Source organism: Streptomyces sp. NBC_00390, from assembly GCF_036057275.1.
Lineage (GTDB): Bacteria > Actinomycetota > Actinomycetes > Streptomycetales > Streptomycetaceae > Streptomyces.
In genome coordinates this window covers 6,717,055-6,732,697 of sequence record NZ_CP107945.1, presented here as the reverse complement: position 1 = coordinate 6,732,697, position 15,643 = coordinate 6,717,055, and the positions used below count along the sequence as shown (strand labels likewise).

Below are 15,643 nucleotides of genomic sequence, written 5' to 3'. Positions count from 1 at the left end.
CCACCGCTAGTTTCTCTCCGGCAGGCCCTACTATGTGCCGCATGGCCCGACCGCGCAAGCCCCTGCTCAGCCGAGATCGCATCGTCGACGCGGCGAGCGCACTCGTGGACGCGGAAGGCCTGGACGCGGTCTCCACCCGCCGGCTCGCCGCGGAGCTCGGCGTCAGCGGGCCGTCCCTCTACAACCACTTCCGCAACAAGGACGAAATCCTCGACGCCGTCGCGGACGCGGTCAGCGCCCAGATCGATCTGTCGATGTTCGACGAGCACGACGGCCGCGACTGGCGCACCGCACTGCACGACTGGGCCGCCTCCTACCGGGCCGCCCTGGCCGACCACCCGCACATCGTCCCCGTCCTCGCCCAGGGCCCCGGCCGCCGCCCGGCGGGTCTGCGGGTGGCCGACGCGGTCTTCGGCGCGATGGTCAGGGCGGGCTGGCCGCCAGCCCAGGCCACGTACATCGGTGCGCTGATGCGGTACTTCATCACCGGCTCGGCACTCGGCTCCTTCGCCCGCGGCTTCGTCGACGACGCGGCGGCGTACGACCCGGCCGACTATCCTCACCTGGGCCAGGCCCACCTGCTGGCAGACCATCAGGAGCAGGTCGACGAGGGGGCGTTCGAGACGGGGCTGCGCGCGCTGCTCGACGGGTTGACGATGCAGTACGAGACGGGGGTACGGGGGAAGTGGGAGACGCAGAGCTCATAGCGGCGGTGCGGCGCGGGGACGCCGATGCGGTACGGGCCCTGCTCGAAGAGGGCGCCGATCCGGACGCGCTCGACGCGGACGGTCTCCCGGTGCTGTGCACCGCTGTTGCTGCGTACGACGACCCGGTCGCCGAAGCTCTGATGGACGGCGGCGCGGACCCCGACAGGCCGCTGCCGGACGGGACCACGCCGTTGCTGCGGGCAGTCGATCTCGGTTCTCCGGCGATCTTCTCGACCGTACTGGGGCGTGAACCCCGGCTACGGCTGCCGGAGGCCGCCCGGGAACGGCTCCTCACCCTGGCCAGGACCTGGTACGAGACGGGTGCAGCCGAGGAGCTGCGACGCCGTACCGGGGCGACGGGCCCCGCCGAAACGGTCCGGGTCCAGGACGACGAGTACCACCACGTCGAACAGGTCACGCTCGGCGGACTCACCGTGCGGGCCGGGCACGGCGCCCTCCTGACCTCACTGGAGTGGGCCTTCCGCGTCCTGCCGCCCGTCGAGGAGCTCGTCGCCCGCGGTCTGAAGTACCCCGATGAGGACCATGTGGACTGGTCGTCGGCCAAGTGGATTCTCAGCCAGCGGCGCAGCAAGGAGACCTGGCTCGCCGTGACGGCCTTCCGACACCATCCCGACCCGGCCCATCGCCGTTTCGTGCTCGATTTCCTGCGGATCCGATCGCTCGCGGGGGCCAGCGACAGGCACTCGTACGACAAGGAGGAGAGCGAGCTCTTTGCGGCGTGGGCGGCCGAGGAGACGGACGTCGACGTCCTCGCGAAGGTCCTCGACGTCTTCGGCGGATACGAGCACCCGGGCATGGAGTCCGTCGGGCTCGGGTACCTCGGCCATCCGGACCCCCGCGTGCGCAGCGAAGTGCCCTACCTCCTCGGCACGTACGACTCGCCCCTCACGCCGACGGGCAGGACCGCGCTGCTCGGCCTCGTGCGGGACCCCTCCCCCGAGGTCCGCGGCAGCGTGGCCACGGCACTCGGCACGTGGCACGACCTCACCCCCGAGGTCTCCGCGGCGCTGCTCGCCCTGGTCCGGGATCCGCACGCCGGAGTGCGAGGGGCCGCCGCTACGGCGCTCGCCGCATCCCCGGACCGCACGCCCGCCGCGACGGAGGCCCTCGCGGTACTGCTCGACGACGAGGAACTGCTGATCCGCCTGGAGGCCGTGCACGGGCTGGCTGAGCGGAACGACCCCCGCTGCGTGGAAGGGCTTGCCCGGATCGGCCCGCTCGACCCCGCCTTCGACGACGATCACCGGCGCTCCGCCGTCTGGCGCTACGAGTGGCGCATGCGGGAAAAAGCTTCGGCGGACGCCGAACAGTGACTCCACGATCCTGGGAGCATGGCACCCAAAGACCTTGCCGCCTTCGCGGCGCTGCTCGCCGACGAGACCCGTGCCGCCTTCTGTCTCGCGCTGCTGGACGGGCGGGCCTGGACCGCGGGCGAGCTCGCCAGGTACGCGGGCGTCGCACCCTCGACCGCCAGCGAACATCTGGGCAAGCTCGTGGCCGGCGGCCTGCTCGCCGAGGAGCGCCAGGGCCGGCACCGCTATGTGCGGCTCGCCGATCACGGCGTCGCCCAGCTCGTGGAGGAGCTGGCCGCCCACGCAGCCCTCGGACCGGCGCCGCGGCCGGACTCGCTGAAGTCGGCCGGCATCGCCTCCGCCATGGCCCGTGGCCGCACCTGCTACGACCATCTCGCCGGGCGGCTCGGGACCACGATCACCCAGGCCATGACCGAGCGCGGACTGCTCAGCCAGGACACCGGCTTCGCGCTCACCGGCCGGGGCGCCGCCTGGTTCGAGGAGCTGGGGATCGAGCTGGAGCGCAAGGGACGGCGGCCGCTTGTGCGCAGTTGTCTGGACCGGACCGAGCGCCGCCCGCATCTGGCCGGGGTCGCCGGGGCGCAGCTGTGCCGGCATGCGCTGGAGGCGGGCTGGTGCGTACGCATCGGTTCGGAGCGCGCGGTGAAGGTGACCGAGGAAGGAGAGCGGGCGCTGACGCGGCTACTGGGCATCGCGCCCGGAATATTTCGGTGAGCACCGAACCGTCCGGCCCGTACGGTCGCTCCATGACGAATTCCGCCGGCACCGCCCACCGTTCCCCATGGCCTGCCCTGGTCGCGGCGGGCGTCACCGTCGTGCTGTGGGCTTCCGCCTTCGTGTCGATCCGCAGCGCCGGTGCGGCCTACTCCCCCGGCGCGCTCGCCCTCGGCAGGCTGCTCGCCGCGTCGGTCGTGCTCGGCTGCGTCCTGCTGATCCGGCGCGAGGGGCTGCCGCCGCGGGCCGCCTGGCCCGGCATCGCGGTCTCGGGGCTGCTCTGGTTCGGCCTGTACATGGTCGCCCTGAACTGGGGCGAGCAGGAGGTCGACGCCGGTACGGCCGCGATGGTGGTGAACATCGGCCCGGTGCTGATCGCGCTGCTCGGCGCGCGGATGCTGGGCGAGCACCTGCCTCCCCGGCTGCTCGCGGGAATGGCGGTCTCGTTCGCGGGTGCCGTGACCGTGGGCCTGTCGATGTCGGGCGAGGGCGGCGCCTCCACGATCGGGGTGCTGCTGTGCCTGCTGGCCGCGGTGGCGTACGCGACCGGTGTGGTGGCACAGAAGCCGGCGCTCGCGCACGGCAGTGCGCTGCAGGTGACCACCTTCGGCTGTCTGGTGGGTGCGGCGGCCTGCCTTCCCTTCACCGGGCAGCTGCTCGACCAGGCCTCCGACGCGCCGGTGTCGGCGACGCTCAACATGGTCTATCTGGGCGTCTTCCCGACCGCGCTGGCCTTCACGACCTGGGCGTACGCCCTGGCGCGTACGACGGCAGGGCGGATGGGCGCGACCACGTACGCCGTGCCCGCCCTGGTGGTGCTGATGTCGTGGCTGGCGCTGGACGAGGTGCCAGGGCTGCTGACCCTCGCCGGGGGTGCGCTGTGTCTGGCCGGGGTGGCCGTCTCGCGCTCCCGCCCCCGCCGGTCAGTGGACGGCGGGGACGGGGGTCTGCGGGAGACCAGCCGGGTCAGCGGGCGGCCGCCCGGGTAGCCAGGATCTTGATGGAGATCAGGGCGATCACGGCGAGACCGATGATGTAGCCCGCGACGGACATCGAGGTACCCGTCGCCTCCAGCAGCAGGACCATGACGAACGGGGCCAGGCCACCGCCGAGCACGGCGGCGATCTGGTAACCGAGGGAGGCGCCGGTGTAGCGCATCTCCGCGGTGAACAGCTCGGCGAACAGCGCCGCCTGGGGCCCGTACATGATGCTGAGGAAGCAGCTGGTGACGAAGGTGCCGACCGCCAGCCACACCAGCGACGCGGTGTCGATCAGCAGGAACATCGGCACGGCCCACACCAGCAGTCCGATGGCGCCTGCCGCGTAGATGCGCAGTCGTCCGATGCGGTCGGAGAGGGCCGCGGCGGCCGGGATCATCACGAGCTGGGTGATGCTGACGCCGAGCGAGACGGCGAGAACCGAGCTGCGTTCCATCTCGAGCGTGCGGGTCGAGTAGTCGAGCACGCCGGTGATGATGATGTAGAAGGTCGCGGTGTTGACCGCGAACGAGCCGCCCGCCAGGAAGACGGTGCCGAGGTGGTTGCGCAGGATGGTGCGCAGCGGCGAGCGGGCCTCGCTCTCACCCTTCTCCTGTTCGGCCAGGGCGCGCTCGGCCTCGCGGAACGCGGGGGTCTCCTCGACGCGGGTGTGGATGTACCAGGCGAGGACGAGGACCAGGAATCCGACGAAGAACGGCACCCGCCAGCCCCAGCTCGCGAACGTCGCGTCACTCGTGAGTGATCCGGCGACCAGGAAGACGGTGTTCGCGGTGACGACGCCGATCGGGACGCCGAGCTGGACCAGGCTGCCGTACAGACCGCGCTTGCCCTCGGGGGCGTACTCGGTGGCCATGAGCATGGCGCCGCCCCACTGGGCGCCGACCGCGATGCCCTGGACGACGCGCAGCAGCACCAGCAGTACGGGTGCGGCGATGCCGATGGTCTCGTACGTGGGGAGGAGGCCGATGCCGGCGGTGGCGATGCCCATCAGGGTGAGCGCCAGGACCAGCATGGGCTTGCGGCCGTGCTTGTCGCCGAGCTGGCCTGCGATGACGCCGCCGACGGGCCGGGCGAGGAATCCGACGGCGAAGGTGGCGAAGGCGGCCAGCACACCGGCCGACGAGCTGCCGGCGGGGAAGTAGAGATCGCCGAGGACCAGAGCGGCGGCAATGCCGAAGACGAAGTAGTCGTACCACTCGACGGCGGAGGCCAGGGCCGCGGCTGTCGCGACCTTTCTGCGGTTCCGGTCCGTGGGAGCAGGGGACGCGGAGTCCGTGAGCTGAGCGGGGGTGTCCATGAGAAGCACTCTCCGGGGAGCGGGGGACGGAGCTTGGGGTGCCACGGGTGGAGATTGCGGGGACCGTACCGACCAGTGGGTATGTAGGTCAACGGGTTGAACACCAGGAGTTTTTGCGAGTTTATTACCCTTCGGTAACCCGGCTCGGGACAGCACGGAAGCCCCGGCCGCGAGGCGGCCGGGGTCGTACTGCGGGGGTCGCGGTGGATGCTAGAAGACCACCAGCGCCCGCCCGCCCTTGCCCGCGAGCATGGTGTCGAAGGCGGCCGGGATGTCCTCGATCCCGATCCGCTCGGTCACCAGGGCGCCCAGGTCGAGACGCCCGGCGCGGATGTGCTCCGCCAGCACGGGCAGGTCCTCGGCGGGGTTGGAGTTGCCATAGACGCAGCCGGACAGCGTGCGGCCCCAGTGGAACAGCTCGAGAGCGTTGAACGTCACCTGCTGGTCCTTGCCGCCGATGCCGACGACGGTGGTGCGGCCGCCGCGCCGGGTGGAGTCCCAGGCGGTACGGATGGTGGCGGCCCGGCCGACGCATTCGATGGCCACGTCCGCGCCCCGGCCAGCGGTGAGCCGCCGGATCTCCTTCGCGGTGAGGTCGGACGCGACGACGTACTCGGTGGCGCCGGCGCGGCGGGCGAGCTCCTCCTTCTCAGGGGAGATGTCGACGGCGATCACGGCTGCGGCGCCTGCGATACGGGCCGACTGGAGCGTGGCGAGGCCCACCCCGCCGACGCCGAACACCACGACCGACTCGCCCTCGCGGACCCGGGCACAGTGGTGGACGGCCCCGTACCCGGTGAGCACGGCGCAGCCGAGCAGCGCGGCGTCGGTGAGCGGGACGCCATCCGGGACGGGCAGGACGCAGTTCGCGGGGACGACGGTCTCCTCGGCGAACGCGGCGACGTTCAGGCCGGGATGGAGCTCGGTGCCGTCCTCGGTGACGGCGTGGACGCGGCCGGCGCCGGTCAGCGCGTCGGCACACAGCCACACCTCGCCGATCGAGCAGTGGTGACATCTCCCGCAGGAGGGCGCCCAGTTGAGGACCACGCCGTCACCGGGAGCGACATGGGTCACGCCCTCGCCGGCCGAGACGACGGTCCCGGCGCCCTCGTGGCCGAGGACGGCCGGGACGGGCAGACGCATGGTGCCGTTGGACAGGGACAGATCGGAGTGGCAGACCCCGGCGGCGGCGAGACGGACCCGCACCTGGCCGGGGCCGGGTTCGGGAAGTTCGATGCCGGTGATCTCCAGCGGAGCTCCGACGGCGGGCAGGACGGCGGCGCGGACCACGATGGATTACTCCCGGCTCAGAACTGGAGGGACTTGGTCTGAAGGTACTCGGCAAGGCCGTGCGGACCGAGCTCACGGCCCACGCCGGACTGCTTGTAGCCGCCGAACGGCGCCAGGTGGTTGAAGCGGCCGCCGTTGATGTCGATCTGGCCGGTGTCGATGCGGCGCGCGAAGGCGGCCGCCTCGGCGTCCTCGCCCGCCCAGACGGCGCCGGCGAGACCGTAGACCGTGCCGTTGGCGATCTCGACGGCGTCCTGCTCGTCCTCGTACCTCAGCACGCAGACGACCGGGCCGAAGATCTCCTCCTGAGCGATGGTCATCTCGGGGGTGACATCGGCGAAGACGGTCGGGCTGACGTAGTAGCCCGTCTCGAACGGAGCGGCGGGGCCGCCCGCGACCAGGCGGGCGCCTTCGGCCACGCCCGTCTCGATGTAGGCGCGGACGCGCTGCTGCTGCTTGGCATTGACCAGCGGGCCGACCTGCTCGCCCGGTACGAACCGGTCGGCGGCGGCCGCGGCGAGGGCCACGGCCTCGTCGTACTGGTCCTTGTGGACCAGCATCCGGGTCCAAGCGCTGCAGGTCTGACCGGAGTTGGACATGACGTTGGCTATGCCGTGGGACACGGCCCTGGCCAGATCGGCGCTGGGCAGGATGACGTTGGCGGACTTGCCGCCGAGTTCCAGGGCGACGCGCTTGATGGCTGCTCCGGCGGTCGCGCCGATCTGCCTGCCGACGGCGGTGGAGCCGGTGAAGGAGACGAGATCGACTCCTTCGTGCGCGGCCAGCGCCTGCCCTGCGACCGGCCCGAGACCCGTGACCAGGTTGAACACACCGGCGGGCAGCCCCGCGTCATGGACCGCGTCGGCGAAGAGCTGGGCGGTCAGCGGAGTGTCCTCGGCCGGCTTCAGCACGATGGTGCAGCCGGCCGCCAGCGCGGGGGCGACCTTGGCCACGATCTGGTGCAGGGGGTAGTTCCACGGGGTGATCGCGCCGACCACTCCGACCGGCTCCAGCAGGACGGTGGAGTTGTTGATCCTCTCCTCGAAGGAGTACGAGGCGGCCAGTTCGGCGTACGAGCCGGCCACCCGCAGGGGCAGTCCCACATGGACCCGCTGGGCGAGCACGGGCGGTGCGCCGAGCTCGGCGGTGACGGTCCCGGCGATCTCGTCCGCCCGCCGGGTCAGCTCGTCGCGCAGCGCCTCCAGGTGCGCGGCGCGCTCGGCGGGCGGTGTGGCCGCCCATGCCGGGAAAGCCTCGCGGGCGGCGCGCACCGCGGCGTCGACGTCCTCGGCCGTACCGGCGGGGACATGGGCGATGACCTGCTCGTCCGCCGGGTTGACCACGGCGATCGTGTCCGGCCCGGCGGCGGGCAGCCACCTGCCGCCGATGTACATGCCGTCGTGAGCCTTCATCGCATTCCTCCACACCTCGGCGGCACCGTCCCGCCCCAAACTAGCGCCGTTAGTTTTCTGGCGCCAGAGCCGTCTCGGCGAGCGAGCACGAAGGCGGAGGAGGACAGAAAGGGCACAAGGGACGGAGAGGACGCAGGGGGGCGGAGAAGGAGGGGAACGGAGGGGATCAGACGTCCAGTCCGGGCAGGTCCAAGGGAGCCGGGCAGATCCTGCGGCCCTGGTGGTCGAAGACGTACAGATGCGCCACATCCACCAGGAGCGGCACCTGGGCCCCGGTGCGCAGCCGCAGGTCCGGACCGGTGCGCACCACAAGGTCGCCGGTGACGGACGCGCGCTCCCGGGGCGGTTCCGGCGCGTCGAGCACCGCGACGGGCCGGGCGACCTGCGAGATCGCCCGGTCCTTGATACGGGTCAGCACACCGGGGCCGACGTTTCTGCGGCGGCGCGCGGTCTGCCTGGGCCGGGGCGACTCCAGATCGGCGACGACGGCGGGCGTCGAGCCGGTGCTGAAGTGCACGAGCGCCTCGTGTCCCTGGTACTCCATGTGCTGGACGATGCCGGTCAGCGCGACCTCTCCGGGGCGGGCCTGGCTCGGCGGTGCGATCCGTGCCGCCTCCGAGCGCAGCCCGACGATGATCTGCCGCCCCTGCTGGATGCGGAGCAACTGGTGGTCCGTGCTGAGCGGTTCGGGCAGCGGCAGCCGCTGCCGTCCGAGGTCGATGGACATCCGGCCGTCCAGCGGCGCGTGTACGACGGCCTGCAGCAGATTGATCCGCGGGGTGCCGATGAACGCGGCGACGAACACGTTCTCCGGCAGGGCGTAGGTCTCGCGCGGGGTGCTGACCTGCTGCAGCACGCCGCCACGCATGACCGCGACCCGGTCCCCGAGCGACATTGCCTCGGCCTGGTCATGGGTGACGTAGACCGTCGTCACCCCCAACTCCGCGGTGAGCTGGGCTATTTCGGCCCGGAGATGGTTACGCAGCTTGGCGTCGAGGTTCGACAGCGGCTCGTCCATCAGAAAGACGGAGGGCCGCCGGGAGATCGCCCGGCCCATCGCGACGCGCTGGCGCTCGCCGCCGGAGAGCTGGCTGGGATAGCGGTCCAGGAGATCCTCGATGCCGAGCATCCTCGCGGTCGCCTCCACGCGCGGGTTGCGGTCGGCACGCGGGTTCTCCAGGCGCAGCGGGAAGCCGATGTTCTCGCGGTTGGTCATGCTCGGGTAGAGCGCGAAGTTCTGGAACACCATCGCCATGTCCCGCTCACGGGGCGGGATGTCGTTGGCGTACTCGCCGTCCAGCAGCAGTTCGCCCTCGGTGATGTCCTCGAGTCCGGCGATCATGCGCAGCACCGTCGACTTTCCGCAGCCCGAAGGGCCGAGCAGGACAAGGAACTCCCCCGGCTCGATGCCGAGGGAGAAGTCGTCGACGGCACGCTGGGCGCGCCCGTATCTCTTGCTGACGTGGTGCAGGGAAATGGCGCGCGTCATCGAGTCCTGCCCTGAGGGAAAGAGTGAGGAGCAGCTGGGTGGCCAGAAGCTAGCCGACTACTTCCTGTCAGGGAATGGCTCTTGCGAAGGTTGGGGCCGCCTTCTTGCGGAGTGAGATGTTGCGTGACCTTCGCACCGCTTGCGGGTCGTTCGCACGAAGGAGGTCCGCCGCGGCGCTGCGACCACACCCGGTTCACGGTGTACCGGGTGTGGTCGCAGAACTCGACCTTGGCCATGCCGACCGGGACGGGAGCCGTCACCGTCCGGCGAGACGATCGCGGCGATCACCGCCCTGCCGACGACTATGCGCAAAAGCGCAGGTCACTTGCTTGGTGACAGTTCTACGGGGAAGCCGTTGAGCACGGCGGTGCCCGACAGGGGGTCCAGTCGGGAGCCGTCGAGGAGCTGATTGACATTGACTCCGGGGCGTGAGGAGGCGACCGACATCCGGGTGCCGGGACGGTTGTGCCCCCAGCCGTGCGGCAGACTCACCACTCCCGTCCGTACGGTGTCGGTGATCTCCACGGGCGCCTCGAGGCGGCCGCCGTCCGCGCTGATGCTCACCACCGCGCCGTCCGTGAGGCCGAGCCGGGCCGCGTCCTCGGGGTGGACATGGAGGGTGCAGCGGTTGGAACCGCCGTTCAGCGAGGGCACGTTGTGCAGCCAGCTGTTGTTGGAGCGAAGATGGCGGCGGCCGACCAGGACCAGCGCCGCGGGCCGCTCGCCGAGTGCGCGCCGGAGCCTCGGCAGATCGTCGGCGATGGGGCCGGGCAGCAGCTCGATCCGGCCGCTGACGGTCTTGAGGACCTGCTGGATGCGCGGCTGGAGCGGACCGAGGTCGATGCCGTGCGGGTTCTCGACGAGCTTGTCGAGGGTGAGATCGTACGGGCCGAGGCGCAGCATCATGTCGAGTCGGCGCTCCGCGCCCCGGTGGCCTGTGAGTTCGGCGGCGAGTTCCGTGACGTCCTGGCCGTGCACCGGGGAGTGCGGGTCGGCGACGGCCCTGGCGAGGGAGCTCTGGATGACCATGTCGTCGACCGCGGACGGGTCGGCGCCGTGCATGCCGGACACGGCGAGGATCAGCCGGGCGTGGATCTCGCACTCGTCCATGAGCCCGGCCTCGAGAGGCACGGCGGCCGGGTTGTAGCGGGCCTGGTTGCGCACCGCGAGCGCATTGAACGCGAAGTCGTAGTGGGCGCTCTGGGACGGCGGAGGCGGGGGCAGCACCACATCGGCGTGGCGCGAGGTCTCGTTCAGATAGGGGTCGACGCTGACCATGAAGTCGAGACCCTCGAGCGCCCGGTCGAGACGGTCCCCGTCGGGCGCGGAGAGCACGGGGTTGGCGGCGATGGCGATCACGGCGCGGATCTGCCCTTCGCCGGACGTCTCGATCTCCTCGGCGAGCGCGGTCATCGGCAGTTCGCCCTTGGCCTCGGGGTGGCCGCTGACCCTGCTGGACCAGCGGCCCAGGGCGAATCCCTTGCCCGGGCCCGCCGGGCGGGGTGCACGGTCGGTGGCGGAGAAGGGGAAGAGCGCGCCGCCGGGCCGGTCGAGGTTGCCGGTGAGGATGTTGAGGACGTCGACGAGCCAGCTGGCGAGGGTGCCGTGCTCGACGGTGCAGCTGCCGATACGGCCGTATACGGCGGCGGTCGGCGCCGCGGCCAGTTCGCGGGCGATCGTACGGATCTCCTCGGCGTCCATGTCACAGGCCGCGGCGACGGCGTCCGGGGTGAACTCCCCCATTGCTTCCCGCAGTTCGTCCAGTCCCTGGACGTGCTCGGCCAGCTCGCCGAGGTCGGTGAGCCCTTCCTCGAACAGGACATGGGCGAGGGCCGCGAGCAGCAGCGCGTCGGTGCCGGGGCGGATGGCCACATGCCGGTCGGCGAGCTGAGCGGTCCGGGTGCGGCGCGGGTCGACGACGGTGAGGGTGCCCCCGCGGCGGCGCAGCGCCTTGAGCTTGCCGGGGAAGTCGGGGGCGGTGCACAGACTGCCGTTGGACTCCAGCGGGTTGGCACCGAGGAGCAGCAGATGGCCGGTGCGGTCCAGGTCGGGCACGGGGATGGCGATCGCACTGCCGTAGAGCAGGCCGCCGGAGACATGCTTGGGCATCTGGTCGAGCGTGGAGGCGCTGAAGATGTTGCGGGTGCGCAGGGCGGAGAGCAGGACGGGCGGGTAGAGCCCGCCGGCCATGGTGTGCACGTTCGGGTTGCCGAGGACGACGCCCACGGCGTTGCCGCCGTGCTCCTCGATCAGTGGCCGCATCCGCGCGGCCACCAGGTCGAACGCCTCCTGCCAGGTCGCCTCGCGCAGCGTGCCCCTCTCGCGCACGAGCGGTGTGCGCAACCGGTCGGGGTCGGCGTCGAGCTCGCCGAACGACGCGCCCTTCGGGCAGATGAACCCCTGGCTGAAGACATCGTCCCGGTCGCCGCGCGCCTTGGTCACCCGGGTGCCCTCGATGGTGAGGGTGAGCCCGCAGGTGGCTTCGCACAGGGGGCAGACCCGCAGGGCCGTCCGGGCGCCGGCGTCGGCGGCCCCGGACTCGGGCGGGGGTGCAGCCCGGGGTGTGGTCTCGGGACGTGCGCCGTCCGTCGGTGCGGTGCGGGCGGCGGAGGTGCGGGACATGGGCTCTCCCCGGGGCGGCGGCGATGACGCGCTGACCGAACCGAGCATACCGACCGGTATGCACGGGCGGGAGTCCCTGCTCGCATCCCGTCGGGATTTCTCCGGCGCCGCGCCCGTCAGTCCAGGACCCGGGCGAGCCGGTCGGCGCTGCGCTGCTGAACGGGCATACGGCGCAGATGGGACTGGGACACGCGCCCCATCATGCCGTCCCGCTTCCTTTGACGGGGCGGACCTGTAATCCTACGGTTGTACATAGGATTCCTTCGGTTCGGAACCGGGAGCGGGAGCGGGCGATGAGCGGCATCGAGCAGGCGCGGAAGACAGTCGAGGGACTGACGGACAAGTCGTTCTCCCTCGGCTTCGGCAACGAGCACAGCTCGGAGGCGGTACCGGGCGGCCTGCCGCACGGCCGCAACTCCCCGCAGCGCGCCCCCCTCGGTCTGTACGCCGAGCAGCTCAGCGGCAGCGCCTTCACCGAGCCCCGCGCCCATAACCGCCGCTCCTGGCTCTACCGCATCCGCCCGTCGGCCGCGCACCCGGCGTTCGTCCGCATCGACAACGGCAGCCTGCGAAGCGCCCCCTTCACCGAGAGCGTCCCGGACCCCAACCGGCTGCGCTGGAACCCGCTGCCGGAGCCCGAGCCCGGCACCGACTGGCTGTCCGGCCTGTGGACGCTCGGCGGCAACGGCGACACCACCCAGCGCACCGGCATGGCCGTGCACCTCTACCACGCCAACGCCTCGATGACCGACCGGGTGTTCAGCGACGCGGACGGCGAGCTTCTGATCGTCCCCGAGCGCGGCGGGCTGCTGCTGGTGACCGAGCTGGGTCTGCTGCCGGCCCGGCCCGGCGAGGTCGCGCTGATCCCCCGCGGTGTCCGTTTCCGTGTGGAGCTGCTGGACGAGAGTGCCCGCGGCTATGTCTGCGAGAACTACGGACAGCCCTTCGAGCTCCCCGACCTCGGCCCGATCGGAGCCAACGGCCTGGCGAACGCCCGGGACTTCCTGGCTCCGGTCGCCGCCTACGAGGACCTCGAGCGCCCGGTGGAGGTGGTGAACAAGTTCTGCGGGAATCTGTGGGCCGCCACCTACGACCACTCCCCGCTCGATGTGGTCGCCTGGCACGGCAACCATGTGCCCTACGTCTACGACCTGCACCGTTTCAATGTCATCGGCAGCATCAGCTACGACCACCCCGACCCGTCGATCTTCACCGTGCTGACCTCGCCGTCCGACACCCCGGGTCTTGCCGGTGTCGACTTCGTGGTCTTCGCGCCGCGCTGGCTGGTCGGCGAGGACACCTTCCGCCCGCCGTACTTCCACCGCAATGTGATGAGCGAGTACATGGGCCTGATCGAGGGCGCGTACGACGCCAAGACTGCCGGTGAAGGGGGCTTTGTGCCGGGCGGCGGCTCGCTGCACAACATGATGTCGGCGCACGGTCCCGACCGGGAAACCTTCGACAGGGCGAGCGCCGCCGAGCTGAAGCCGCAGAAGATCGACGACGGTCTTGCCTTCATGTTCGAGACCCGCTGGCCGGTGACGGCGACCGGGCAGGCCGCGAGCGCCGACCACCTGCAGAAGGGCTATGACACCGTGTGGCAGGGTCTTGAGCGCCACTTCAGGCCGTAGTTCGTCGAAGTACGGAGATGCCGTGACCTCCTTCGCCCCCGACTCGCTGGTCCTGAACCGCAAGCTCCCGCTGTGGTACCAGGTCTCGCAGTCGCTGCGCGCCTCGATACTCGGCCGCACGCCCGAGGCCTCGCTGCGGCTGCCCACCGAGGAGCAGCTCGCCCAGCACTACGGCGTCAGCGTGCTGACCATGCGCCAGGCCCTCAAGGAGCTGGAGGAGGAGGGCCTGATCAGCCGGCACCGCAGGCGCGGCACGTTCATCGAGCCGGGGGCGCGGCGCAGTGCCCCCCGGCGGCTGCTGGGCTCGATCGACGCGATCGTGGCCCAGCAGTCCGGGGAGCGCACGACGATCCTCGGCCACGGTCCGGCCCCGGTCCCCGGTGAGCTCGCCGAGTACTTCCCCGGCGCCGACGAGGTCGTCATGTACCGGCGGCTGCGCTGCGACGGCGACAGCGGCGAGCCCACGAACTGGGCCGAGAACGCGTTGTGCGCGGATGTCGCGGCCCGTGTGGACCTCGCGGACCTGGAGCGCTGGCCGATGACCAAGGTGCTGCGGGACGTGCTGGGCGTCCGGATCAGCAGGATCACCGACACGGTGGAGGCGCGGCTCGCGGACCCGCCCACGGCGGAGCTGCTGCGGGTGCCGCTGCTGAGCCCGATCCTGCATTACACCGGGGTGACGTACGACGAATCGGGCCGGGTGGTGGACGTGGCCCGGATCCGCTACCGCGGCGACCGCTTCTCCTTCTCGGTCACCGTGGATGCCGCGGACTGACTCCCGTCACCCTCTCTCACTACCATGCGGACAGTGACCGAGACCGCGACCGCCACCGACGAGGTGCCGCTGCTCGACGACCTCATGCCCTGGTCCGTGGCACCGCTGCGGCTGGGCAGGCCGTGGGTGATGGCACCCGATGCCCCGTCCCTCAGAGCCCGCTGGGACACACTGACCGGCGCCGACGAGGCCCGGCGCGCGGCGCTGTTCGGGTCCACCCGTGCCCGTACGCCGCACAGCGCGGTGGCCCAGCTGCCGGGACAGGACACCCGGACCGGCCGGATCGCCCGCGAGGACGGCCGTTGCCCGGACCCGGTACGCGTACTGCACGGCGGGTTCGACGAGCAGTGGCTGATACCGGACCACCGGCTGATCGATGTCGCCCGGCCCGAATTGTGGCGGGTGCTGGACGATCGGCAGCTCTTCGTGGTCGAGCAGGGGCATGTGCCGCAGTCCGCGGGGCCCGCGGTGCTGGTGTCGGCCCTGCTGCCGGACGGGCGTTCGCCCGCGGGCCGTCCAGGGCGGATCCGTCCGCTGTACCGGCGGCCCGGGGGGCACGAACCGAACGTCGCGCCGGGGCTGCTCGAAGCGCTCGCGGGCCGGTACGGACACCGGGTGAGCGCCGACGATCTGCTCTGCTGGGTCATGGCGGCCGCCGAGTCCACACCGGGGGGATGCGCGGTCCCGCTGACCGCTGACGCAGGCGTGTGGGCGTCGGGAGTGGAACTGGGGCGGCGCATGGCCCGCATCCAGCTGCGCGGCGCGCACGGTGGCGAGCGCCCGAGGCTGCCCGGTGGCCGTCGGCCCTATGTCCGCGCGGCGTTGCCTGCCCGGCCGGACTCGATCGCGTACGACCCGGACGAGGAGGAGCTGCGCATCGGCGACGGCGGCCGTATCTCGCCCGTCCCGGCACAGGCCTGGGACTTCGAGGCCGGGGGCGTACGCGTGCTGGAGCTGTGGTTCGAGCGCCGTACGGCCACGGCGGAGGCGGGCACGCTGGAGGCGGTGCGGCCGGCCGCCTGGCCGCAGGAGTGGACCTCGCAGCTCCTGGAGCTGATCACGGTGCTGGCGCTGCTGGACGAACTGCTGCCGCGGCGTGCCGAGTTGACTCACGGACCACGGATCACCGCGGCGGAGCTGCGTACGGCCGGAGTGCTGCCGCCGCCTGCGGCGGTGCGACGCCCGGCGTCGGTGCTGGACCACCAGGAGGAGGGGCCGGAGGGGCAGTTCGCGCTCCTGTGAGGGGGCGCGGGGCGCCCGCGTCGGCCGCGCTTGCCGGGCCGGGACAGTGCCCCGGACCCCGGAACGCCCTTCGGGTGTTGTCCTCGAACGCCGGACGGAGTGAAATGTGCCGCTGCCCGGCAGACCGGCCGC

Annotated in this window: 12 protein-coding genes; 7 read left to right on the top strand and 5 right to left on the bottom strand. The window is 71.6% G+C overall.

Going from position 1 to position 15,643, the window contains the following annotated elements:
• Positions 1–41: 41 nt before the first annotated feature.
• Genes OHS70_RS29775 through OHS70_RS29760 form a run of 4 tightly spaced genes read left to right on the top strand, consistent with a single transcriptional unit; the run spans position 42 to position 3,744 of the window.
• A complete protein-coding gene (locus OHS70_RS29775) occupies positions 42–707 on the top strand; it encodes a TetR/AcrR family transcriptional regulator (protein WP_328402405.1) in 666 nt (221 codons plus the stop codon).
• Entirely contained in the window at positions 686–2,041 is a 1,356-nt protein-coding gene (locus tag OHS70_RS29770) for a HEAT repeat domain-containing protein (protein WP_328402403.1), read from the top strand. The genes OHS70_RS29775 and OHS70_RS29770 overlap by 22 nt, the downstream gene beginning before the upstream one ends.
• An 18-nt stretch (positions 2,042–2,059) precedes the next feature.
• Complete coding sequence (locus tag OHS70_RS29765) at positions 2,060–2,755, top strand: ArsR/SmtB family transcription factor (protein ID WP_328402401.1); 696 nt, start codon at positions 2,060–2,062, stop codon at positions 2,753–2,755.
• A 32-nt stretch (positions 2,756–2,787) separates the two neighbouring features.
• On the top strand, positions 2,788–3,744 hold the full coding sequence (locus OHS70_RS29760; RefSeq protein WP_328402399.1) for a DMT family transporter: 957 nt from the start codon (positions 2,788–2,790) through the stop codon (positions 3,742–3,744).
• Here OHS70_RS29760 and OHS70_RS29755 read toward each other — a convergent pair.
• From OHS70_RS29755 to OHS70_RS29735, 5 genes are all read right to left on the bottom strand, one after another.
• Entirely contained in the window at positions 3,722–5,050 is a 1,329-nt protein-coding gene (locus tag OHS70_RS29755; protein WP_328402397.1) for an MFS transporter, read from the bottom strand. The genes OHS70_RS29760 and OHS70_RS29755 overlap by 23 nt on opposite strands.
• A gap of 210 nt (positions 5,051–5,260) precedes the next feature.
• Positions 5,261–6,340 carry a zinc-binding dehydrogenase gene (locus OHS70_RS29750; protein WP_328402395.1) on the bottom strand — a complete coding sequence of 360 codons (1,080 nt, stop codon included), beginning with the start codon at positions 6,338–6,340 and terminating at the stop codon, positions 5,261–5,263.
• Positions 6,341–6,357: 17 nt separating this feature from the next.
• Entirely contained in the window at positions 6,358–7,752 is a 1,395-nt protein-coding gene (locus OHS70_RS29745; protein WP_328402393.1) for an aldehyde dehydrogenase family protein, read from the bottom strand.
• A 166-nt stretch (positions 7,753–7,918) separates the two neighbouring features.
• The gene (locus OHS70_RS29740; RefSeq protein WP_328402391.1) at positions 7,919–9,241 is read right to left on the bottom strand and encodes an ABC transporter ATP-binding protein; all 1,323 of its coding nucleotides are present in this window, start codon (positions 9,239–9,241) and stop codon (positions 7,919–7,921) included.
• A 321-nt stretch (positions 9,242–9,562) separates the two neighbouring features.
• The gene (locus tag OHS70_RS29735) at positions 9,563–11,863 is read right to left on the bottom strand and encodes a molybdopterin oxidoreductase family protein (RefSeq protein WP_328402389.1); all 2,301 of its coding nucleotides are present in this window, start codon (positions 11,861–11,863) and stop codon (positions 9,563–9,565) included.
• Between the two features lie 293 nt (positions 11,864–12,156).
• On the opposite strand from OHS70_RS29735, the gene hmgA reads away from it, so the two are divergent.
• Genes hmgA through OHS70_RS29720 form a run of 3 tightly spaced genes read left to right on the top strand, consistent with a single transcriptional unit; the run spans position 12,157 to position 15,511 of the window.
• On the top strand, positions 12,157–13,494 hold the full coding sequence (gene hmgA, locus OHS70_RS29730; RefSeq protein ID WP_328402388.1) for a homogentisate 1,2-dioxygenase: 1,338 nt from the start codon (positions 12,157–12,159) through the stop codon (positions 13,492–13,494).
• 22 nt (positions 13,495–13,516) lie between these two features.
• A complete protein-coding gene (locus tag OHS70_RS29725) occupies positions 13,517–14,269 on the top strand; it encodes a GntR family transcriptional regulator (RefSeq protein ID WP_328402387.1) in 753 nt (250 codons plus the stop codon).
• Positions 14,270–14,293: 24 nt separating this feature from the next.
• The gene (locus OHS70_RS29720) at positions 14,294–15,511 is read left to right on the top strand and encodes a type ISP restriction/modification enzyme (RefSeq protein WP_328402386.1); all 1,218 of its coding nucleotides are present in this window, start codon (positions 14,294–14,296) and stop codon (positions 15,509–15,511) included.
• Positions 15,512–15,643 lie beyond the last annotated feature (132 nt).